This is a genomic window from Pseudoxanthomonas koreensis (genome assembly GCF_010093225.1).
GTDB classification, from domain to species: Bacteria; Pseudomonadota; Gammaproteobacteria; order Xanthomonadales; family Xanthomonadaceae; genus Pseudoxanthomonas; species Pseudoxanthomonas koreensis.
On the sequence record NZ_PDWM01000039.1, the window covers coordinates 19,997 to 27,946 of the forward strand.

General features: G+C 69.8%; 7 protein-coding genes. 3 read left to right on the top strand and 4 right to left on the bottom strand.

Features of this window, described 5'->3' with window-relative positions; translation table 11 throughout:
• Position 1: 1 nt before the first annotated feature.
• The 3 genes from CSC64_RS11545 to CSC64_RS11555 form a co-directional block, all read right to left on the bottom strand.
• Positions 2–2,260: a PAS domain-containing sensor histidine kinase gene (locus CSC64_RS11545; protein ID WP_162435475.1), complete on the bottom strand. Its 2,259-nt coding sequence runs from the start codon at positions 2,258–2,260 to the stop codon at positions 2–4.
• Positions 2,261–2,354: 94 nt separating this feature from the next.
• Complete coding sequence (locus CSC64_RS11550) at positions 2,355–2,942, bottom strand: response regulator transcription factor (protein ID WP_162435476.1); 588 nt, start codon at positions 2,940–2,942, stop codon at positions 2,355–2,357.
• Positions 2,943–3,338: 396 nt separating this feature from the next.
• Positions 3,339–4,001, bottom strand: a complete 663-nt coding sequence (locus CSC64_RS11555) for a CHAD domain-containing protein (protein ID WP_162435477.1) — start codon at positions 3,999–4,001, stop codon at positions 3,339–3,341.
• 255 nt (positions 4,002–4,256) lie between these two features.
• Between CSC64_RS11555 and dapA the strand changes: the two genes are divergently transcribed.
• The 3 genes from dapA to CSC64_RS11570 all read left to right on the top strand — a co-directional run bounded on the left by dapA (position 4,257) and on the right by CSC64_RS11570 (position 6,887).
• Positions 4,257–5,159, top strand: a complete 903-nt coding sequence (dapA, locus tag CSC64_RS11560; protein ID WP_162435478.1) for a 4-hydroxy-tetrahydrodipicolinate synthase — start codon at positions 4,257–4,259, stop codon at positions 5,157–5,159.
• A gap of 22 nt (positions 5,160–5,181) precedes the next feature.
• Positions 5,182–5,856 carry a membrane protein YczE gene (gene yczE, locus CSC64_RS11565; protein WP_202922365.1) on the top strand — a complete coding sequence of 225 codons (675 nt, stop codon included), beginning with the start codon at positions 5,182–5,184 and terminating at the stop codon, positions 5,854–5,856.
• A 92-nt stretch (positions 5,857–5,948) separates the two neighbouring features.
• Positions 5,949–6,887, top strand: coding sequence for a transporter (locus tag CSC64_RS11570; RefSeq protein WP_162435479.1), 939 nt, complete (start codon positions 5,949–5,951; stop codon positions 6,885–6,887).
• Positions 6,888–6,968: 81 nt separating this feature from the next.
• On the opposite strand, the gene CSC64_RS11575 is transcribed toward CSC64_RS11570, so the two are convergent.
• Positions 6,969–7,829, bottom strand: coding sequence for a PA4780 family RIO1-like protein kinase (locus CSC64_RS11575; RefSeq protein ID WP_162435480.1), 861 nt, complete (start codon positions 7,827–7,829; stop codon positions 6,969–6,971).
• Between the last annotated feature and the right edge of the window lie 121 nt (positions 7,830–7,950).

Sequence of the window (7,950 nt, forward strand, 5' to 3'; positions counted from 1 at the left end):
CCTATGACCCCAACTTGAGCATGCGCACCCGCGATGCGGCGGTCGCAGCCGCGTCGTCAGGGCCTGGGCCGTCTCCATCGGCGATTCCCGGCAGACGGAAAGTGATCGCGGCCCCGTGGCCGATGCCGCTGCTTTCCGCCCGGATATCCCCCCCGTGCGCCAGGACGATCATCCTGCACACCGCCAGCCCCAGTCCGAGCCCATCCCGCTTTCGGGTATGGAAGGGCTGGAATATCCGCTCCAGGTCCTCGGCCGCGATTCCCGATCCGTGGTCCTCCACGGTCACGCGCACGTGATCGCCGTCCACGTCGGCTCGCAACGTCACTCCCCGTGGCGGCGCCCGATCCGCCATGGCGTCGCAGGCGTTCATCACCAGGTTGAGGATCACCTGCTGGATCTGGATGGAATCGCCCCACGCCCAGGGTAGCGGCTGGCGTACCTCGACCTGCAGGTGGGTCTCCCTCAGCAGCAGCTCGCTGCGCAGCAGGCCGGTCGCCTCTTCGATGGCCGCGGCCATGGCGAAGGGGCGGAACTCCGAATCGTCCTTGCGCAGCAGCGCACGCAGGCGCTTGATGATCTCGGCCGCACGCAGATCGCTTTCCGCGATGGCCTCCAGGCTCGCGCGGACTTCATCGAGGTTGGGTGCCGCTTGCTCGAGGAAGCGGCGGGCTGCCTGGGCATTGGCCAGGATCGCGGTCAGCGGTTGGTTCAGTTCGTGCGCGAGCGAGCCGGACAGGGTCTCCAGCAGCGAAACGCGGGAGGAATGGGCCACTTCGTCCCTATGCGGGAAATCTTCGCGCTCGATCCTCCGCATTCCCGAGCGATCCGCCAGCGAGACCAGCAGGAAAAGGTTCGATTCGAAGGGGATCGGGTTGAACATCACCGTCAGCGGAACCGGAGCGTCGCTTCCGCGGCGGATGCCGACGACCTCCACGCTCCTGCCGATGCCCGCCGAGGGCAGCCATGCGTCCGTCGCGGTGCGGTCGCCCGCTTCTGCCCTGATCAGGGTGCGCAGGTCCATGCCGGCGATACCGTCGACCGGCACGCCGAAGATGGTCGCCGCCGCCGCATTGGCGAACGCCACCGCGCCCGTCGGCGCCACCACCAGGTGCGGCGTGGATGCGGACTCGATCACCTGCCGGAACTGCGCCTCCGACTCCTTGCGGCCGGTGATGTCGATGAGCACCCCGTCCAGGTTCCGGTTTCCATCGTCGAGGACGAGCCTGCCATGGGCAGCCAGCCAACGATGCCTGTCCCCGGCAAGCATTACCCGGAACTCGCAGTGAAACCCATCGATGCCCGAGGCTCCGGCGGCTGCCTGGAAGGCCTCGCGATCCGCAGGCGGCATGCGCGCAAGCAGCTCGTCGCGCATCAGTGCGCCGCCGGGCGCAATCCCGAACATCAGGCCGGCGTGATTCGAGAGACGGACCCGGCCGGACCTGGTATCCAGCGTCCAGAAGCCTACGCCGGCCGCTTCCGCCGCCTGCAGCATCCGCCGCCTGGCGACGCGCCGGTTCCCCCGGGCGGATTCGAGGCTGAGGGCGAGCCTGCCGGCCGAACTGAAGCCCCCGGCGAGCGTGGAAGCCATCGCCAGGAGGACGCCCAGGAACAGCGGCGCGAACAGGTGCGGGGCTTCGACGTGGCCGTGGACCACCATCGATGTCCAGGTCCCGGACGCGATGGCGAACACCAGGATCGCCGCGCAGGTGGCTATCGCACGGGTCCGGTCCGCCGACGGGCTCCGCCTGGCCAGTTGCACGATCGCATGGGCGAGGAACAGCACGACCAGCAGTGCGTTGCCGCTGCCAAGCAGCATCCACGGATTGGGCGTGGCCAGGCCGGGGGCGCTGACCTGCGTACCCAGGAAATCCAGCTGTTGGAGCGTGTCGATGGTCGAGTAGTTCAGATTCACGCCAGTGAGGAAATTGGGCGCCAGGCATGCGATCCGGGTCGCGATGGCGGCCATGGCGAGGAACGGACTGCCCACGCCGTAGTGATGGAACACGAATCCGACGACGCAGATCGCCGAGATGGCGACCGGGACATGCGCCCAGCGGACCATCCGTGCGTAGTCGGCGGGCTGCTCCGCGTTCATCGCGACCAGCTCGAACAGGCCGACCATGGCAACGGAGGCCGCCGCCACGCCGATGAACAGGTGGGAGATCCGCGCTGGCGTGCGCAGCCAGGCCAGGCAATAGACAAGCGCCAGGGTGAAGCCTGCGGCGCTGATCATGGGCCACAGGGTCTCGACCCAGTTCATGCCGCGCCACCTGCGCCATGCCCGGCGCCGCCACGGGCGCATCCTGCGTCCACGGAAGAGCACGGGGACGCCGGGCCAGCAGGGAGGCCCGTGGTCAGATACGGACTCCGGCTTCCTCGCACAGCGATACCAGCTGTGCGACCGATCGCACCCGCATCTTCACCATCATCCGGCTGCGATGCAGCTTCACGGTCCTCAATGCGATGCCCAGGTCGTCGGCGATCTGCTTGTTCATGCGACCTACGATCACATGCGACATGACCTCGCGCTCGCGCGGCGTCAACGCCTCGAGGCGCGCGCGCACGTCCTGCCCATGGGTCGCCGCGGAAATCTTCGCCACCGACTGCGCCACGGCCCCTTCGATCGCCGACAGCAGGATGTCTTCGCTGATCGGCTTCTCGAGAAAGTCGTACGCGCCATGCTTCATGGCACGGACGCTGACGGGCACGGTCGAATTGGCCGTCAGGTAGATGACGGACAGGGGGCAATCGTAGTCGTTGAGCCGCTCGTGCAGGTCGGTCCCGCTCATGCCGGGCATGCGGATGTCCAGCAGCACGCAGCCCGCCGCGCATTCGGGCAACTGCTGCAGGAAGCCCTCGGCGGAACCGAAGACGCTGACCGACCAGCCATGGGATCGCAGCAGACGCGACAGACCTTCTTGGACTTGCAGGTCGTCGTCCACCAGAAAGACTGTCGCACCCTCGGTTGCCATCGAGAACGCCCGATTGTTCCCTGAAGGCCAACTATCTTCACATTCCTGCCGGTTTTCAAGCCTGATGGGCTGCCTTCGCCGTGCTGCCGGTGGCCATTCCAGCGTGGCCGAGGCCTGATCCGGATGGCGGGCGTCATCTTCGAATGTCGTTCGATGCATTCCGGTTCGTCTGGTCGGTGGGGTAAAGGTTGGCTAGGTGTGTGACATCGTGGCGACAGGGCCGGCGATGCGTCCCGGCGTGTTCCGGCCGGATCGAGCCTGGCGATTGGGCGCAGCGCCCGAGCCACCGTGCATTTTCCCCGGTACAGCCGAGCCGTTGCCGGACGCGGGGAACGGGGCTGGAAGGCGCGGTCTTGTACCTGCCGATCAACGAGTGGGCGTCGCGGCCTTCAGCAGCTCCAGCAACTCCCGCCGGTGCTCCAGCGTGCGCATGCGGCGCAGGGTGCCCGCCAGGACCACCAGGTCCTGCTGCCGACCCAGCCTGTCGCTCAGGCGATGCAGCCGTTTCGATGCCGTCGGGTCGTGGCCGATGATGCGGATCTTCAGGCCGTCGAGTGCGTCGAGCTGCATGCGCAGGCGGCGGGCGCGACGGCGCCAGGCGTGCAGGTTGTCCGGCGTGGGGTCCCGGTTCGCGCGCTGCGCGGCCCGTTCCACCCGCCGGCTCTGGCGCAGCAGCCCCTCGCGGATGCCGGCGCTCTTCAGCGCTTGCCAGGGCAGCGCATCCAGCCGGCGGGCCGCGCGCCCGATCGCCTTGCGCCGCTTCGCGAAGCCGGGATCGGCCGCCAGTTCGCGCCGGGCCAGCCGGTCAGCACGCAGTGCCAGCACCGTCGCGGCCTGCCGCCAGCGCGGGTCGGAGAGGCGCTTGCCGAGGCGCAGGGCGGTGAGGGTGACGGCGTGCGCGTCGCGCAAGGCGCCCAGGCTGTCGCCCGTGCGCCGCAGGATGGCGTCGGCCGCTTCGACGTCGAGTTCCGGCTCCGCCAGCGCCAGCAGCGAACGGGCGCGCCGGATCGCCTTGCGCGCCTCGTGCACGCGGACATGTACGTCCCCGGTCGCCGCCAGCGCGCCGATCGCCGCCAGGCACTCGCGCTGGAGGAGACGGCCGAGCCTGCTTCCATGGGAGGAGGAAGGCATACGTGGTCTGCTGCAGGGTCCCCGGCCGGCGATGCTAGCACCGTCGGCCGGTCGCCGGTCCGGGACCCCGCCGGCCGCTGCGCGGTCCGGGGCATTCACCGGGTCGCCAGGCTGATTAGAATCGCATTTCCCCACGGCTGGCAGACACCCGAAATGACCGTTTCCTCCATCCCCCTCCGCGGCAGCATCGTTGCCCTGGTCACCCCCATGCACGAGGACGGCAGCGTCGACTACGACGCGCTGCGCCGGCTGGTCGACTGGCACGTGGCCGAGGGCACCGACTGCATAGGGGTTGTCGGCACCACCGGCGAGTCGCCGACGGTGGACGTGGAGGAACACTGCGAAATCATCCGCGTGGCGGTCGAGCAGGCCGCCGGGCGGGTGCCGGTGATGGCCGGGTGCGGCGGCAACTCCACCGCGGAAGCGATCGCGCTGGCGAAGTTCGCGCGCCAGGTCGGCGCCAGCAGCCAGCTGCAGGTGGTGCCGTACTACAACAAGCCCGGGCAGGAAGGGCAGTACCTGCACTTCAAGGCGATCGCCGAGGCCACCGGCGACCTGCCGCTGGTGCTCTACAACGTGCCCGGCCGTACCGCCGCCGACCTGCAGCACGAGACTGTGCTGCGCCTGGCGCAGGTCCCGGGCATCGTCGGCATCAAGGAGGCCACCGGCAACCTGGAGCGTGCGCAGTGGCTGGTCCGCGAGGCGCCGCGGGGCTTCGCCATCTACTCGGGCGACGACGCCACCGCGGTGGCGCTGATGCTCTGCGGCGGCCACGGCAACGTCAGCGTCACCGCCAACGTGGCGCCGCGGCTGATGCACGAGCTGTGCGTGGCGGCGCTGGCCGGCGACGTGGCCGCCGCGATGGCGATCCAGATGCGGCTGCTGCCGGTGCACAAGCAGCTGTTCGTCGAGGCCAACCCGATCCCGGTGAAGTGGGCGGTGGCGCGCCTGGGCCTGTGCGGCGGCGCGCTGCGCCTGCCGCTGACGGAGCTGGAGCCGGGCAACCAGGCGAAGGTCGAAGCGGCGCTGCGCGAAGCGCGGCTGCTGGAACCGTGAGCGGCCTGCGGAAGCAAGGGACGTGACGCGCCCGACCAGCCTGCTCAACCTGGGGCCACTGCAACAGCTGCGCGCCGGGCGCCTGCCCGAGCGCGTGCTGCGCCTGCTGGCCGGCCTGTGGTGCTACGGGCTCGCCGCGGCGCTGATGATAGAAGGCGCGCTGGGCGCGGCGCCGTGGGACGTGTTCCACCTGGGCGTGTCGGGACGGGCGCCGCTTTCGTTCGGCGCGGTCATGGTGATCACCTCGGTGGCCGTGCTGCTGGCGTGGATCCCGCTGCGGCAGATGCCGGGGCTGGGCACGATCGCCAACAGCTTGCTGCTGGGGCCGTTCGCCGACATCCACCTGGCCCTGCTGCCCACGCCCGCCGACCTGTGGCTGCGCACGCTGTTCATGCTCGCCGGCGTGGTCGCCTGCGCCTTCGCCACCGCGCTGTACATCGGCGCGCAGCTGGGGCCGGGGCCACGCGATGGACTGATGACCGGGCTGACCCGGCGCAGCGGCTGGCCGCTGCGGCGCGTGCGCACGCTGATCGAGCTCGGCGTGCTGGCGGCCGGCATGCTGCTGGGGGGCACGGTGGGGGTGGGCACGGTGGCGTTCGCGTTCGGCGTCGGGCCGTTGACCCAGTGGTTCCTGCGCGGGCTGGTGGTGCGGCTGGAGCCGCCTGCCAGCGCAGAGCCGCGGGAAGCGACCGGCTGACGCCGCATTGTGCCGGCACCGGGCTGCGTCCGCACCGCGCATGGCCGGCGCGACGGGATAGACTCGGCGCCACTGGGAAGGAACGGGTGACCATGGCCTCGCCACGGGTGGACGCGCGGATTTCGATCGTCTTGCGGTGCTTTGCCGCCCTGGCGTTCGCCCTGCCTGCCGGGCGTGCCGCCGCGCAGGAGATCGAGCCGCGCTCGTATTCCAACGTGCCGGTCGGGGTGAACTTCCTGGTCGCTGGCGCGGTGCAGACCCGCGGCGGCCTGAGCTTCGATGCTTCCGTGCCGATCACCGACGAGGACCTGAAAACCACCAGCCTCGTGGTGGGATATGCGCGCGCGTTCGCGCTGTGGGGGCAGTCGGCCAAGTTCGACGCAGGCGTGCCATACACGCGGCTGGACGGCAGCGCCAACTACAACGGCGCGCCGATCGAGCGCAGGGTCAGCGGTTTCGGCAGGCCTGTCATGCGCCTGTCGGTGAATTTCCTCGGTGCGCCGGCGATGGACATGGCCCGGTTCAAGGACTGGAAACAGGACCTGATCTTCGGGGCCAGCCTGCAGGTCGCGCCACCGCTGGGCCAGTACGACCCGGACCGCATCGTCAACATCGCCAGCAACCGCTGGTCGTTCAAGCCCGAGCTGGGCCTGTCCAAGGCTTCCGGCGCGTGGATCGGCGAACTGAAGCTCGCGGCGACCTTCTACACCGACAACGACGAGTTCTATGGTGGCACGACCCGCTCCCAGGAACCGCTGTACGCGTTGCAGGGCAACCTGATCCGCGGCCTGGCGTCGGGGGCGTGGTGGTCGCTGGATGCGACGTACTTCACCGGCGGCCGCTCGCGGGTGGATGGCATGCACAACCGCGACCTGCAGCAGAACTGGCGCGTCGGCGCCTCGCTGTCGCTGCCGGTCGACCGGAAGAACTCGGTGAAATTCGCGATCAGCAGCGGCGTGTACGCGCGCACCGGCAACGAGTTCGATGCGCTGGGGGTGACCTGGCAGCACCGGTGGGGCGGGGGGTTCTAGGCGGAACCTTGCTGCTCCGCGCTGCCGGCCACTATCGCCGCAGGTGGCCCAGGCGCGCGCCGCCGCAGTTCGTGGCGGCGATCAGGCGTCCTCTTCCGCCGCCGCTTCGCGACCCTGCTGCCGGATCAGGGCTTCCTCGCGCGCATCGTTGATGGCATGGCGCACGCTGTCCAGGTCGACGGCGCTCTCGTCGGGCGTGAATTCGCCGGTCAGCACCGTATCCGGATGCAGTTCGCCGGCCTCGAACAGCGCCCACATCTCCTCGCCGAACCAGGTGTCCAGCAGTTCCGGCGCGTAGCGGCCGAGGCTGGCGGTGAGGTTGTTGACGTCGCGCAGCAGCATCGTGCGCGCGGCGTTGTTGCCGGCGGCGCTGACCACCTGCGGGAAATCGATCACCACCGGGCCGTCCGGCCCGACCAGCACGTTGTAGGCGGACAGGTCGCCGTGGATCAGCCCGCAGCACAGCATCAGCTGCACCTGGCGGACGAGCACGGCGTGGTACTCGCGGGCCTGGACGGGGTCGAGCTCGACCTCGCCCAGGCGTGGCGCACTGAAGCCTTCGGCATCGGTGACAAGCTCCATCACCAGCACGCCGTGGAAGTAGCCGAACGGCTCGGGCACGCGCACGCCGGCGGCGCGCAGCTGGTACAGCGCATCGACTTCGGTGTTCTTCCAGGCCGTTTCCTGCTGCTTGCGGCCGTACTTCGTCGCCTTGCCGATCGCGCGCGCCTCACGGCTGCCGCGGACCTTGCGCCCTTCCTGATACTGCACGCGCTGCTGGAAGCTGCGCTGCGCCATGTCCTTGTAGACCTTCGCGCAGCGCACCTCACCGCCGCTGCGGACCACGTACACCGCAGCTTCCTTGCCGCTCTTGAGCGGTCGCAGCACTTCGTCGATGACGCCGTCGTCGATCAGCGCCTGCAGGCCAGGGGGTGTTCTCACGGGGATCCGGAACGGGGGGAAGGCGGCGGGGGCCGGCGAGGGGGAATATTCGCATCCCCACCCGGCGGCGGCCATCGAGCGGGTGCGGCTGCGCGGCTGGCGACGGCGCGGGGACCGGAGG

Coding starts and splice junctions, on each gene's coding strand:
- dapA (WP_162435478.1), top strand. CDS start 4,257: ATGACCGTTTCCTCCATCCCCCTCCGCGGCAGCATCGTTGCCCTGGTC.
- CSC64_RS11545 (WP_162435475.1), bottom strand. CDS start 2,260: ATGAACTGGGTCGAGACCCTGTGGCCCATGATCAGCGCCGCAGGCTTC.
- CSC64_RS11570 (WP_162435479.1), top strand. CDS start 5,949: ATGGCCTCGCCACGGGTGGACGCGCGGATTTCGATCGTCTTGCGGTGC.